The sequence below is a fragment of the Corynebacterium sp. HMSC034E11 genome (assembly GCF_001835905.1).
GTDB classification, from domain to species: domain Bacteria; phylum Actinomycetota; class Actinomycetes; order Mycobacteriales; family Mycobacteriaceae; genus Corynebacterium; species Corynebacterium coyleae.
Map to the genome: position 1 here is coordinate 1 of NZ_KV826392.1, position 343 is coordinate 343.

Here is a 343-nt window from a genome sequence, read left to right on the forward strand (position 1 = left end):
ACACGCTGCGTGGGTTGATCGATACGGAACTGCCACCAGCCGGCCAGATGGCTGATGCGCTTATGGGGCTGTTGCGTGGTGATGGCGACGGTGGTGGGGTGCCGCATGCAGTACCACGGCCGATTGTTATGGTGCCGCTTCCCGAATGGACGCGGATCCAATCCGGTGCCGGTGACGAGGTCACGCTCACGCTAACCGATGGCACGACGATGACAGGTGCGGAATTTCTCGCGCAGCAATTCGGCGACGAGCTGGAAGTCGCAGCGTTTCACCCGCACGAGGGTGCAGTCAACCTGTATCGCACCCAGCGGTTTGCCAATAGTAAGCAACGCGCGTTGGCATC

The 343-nt window shown here is 61.2% G+C and carries 1 pseudogene; it reads left to right on the plus strand.

Annotated features, from left to right (window positions below):
• Positions 1-343 (plus strand): annotated as a pseudogene (locus tag HMPREF2690_RS12130) (HNH endonuclease); the annotation flags it as partial.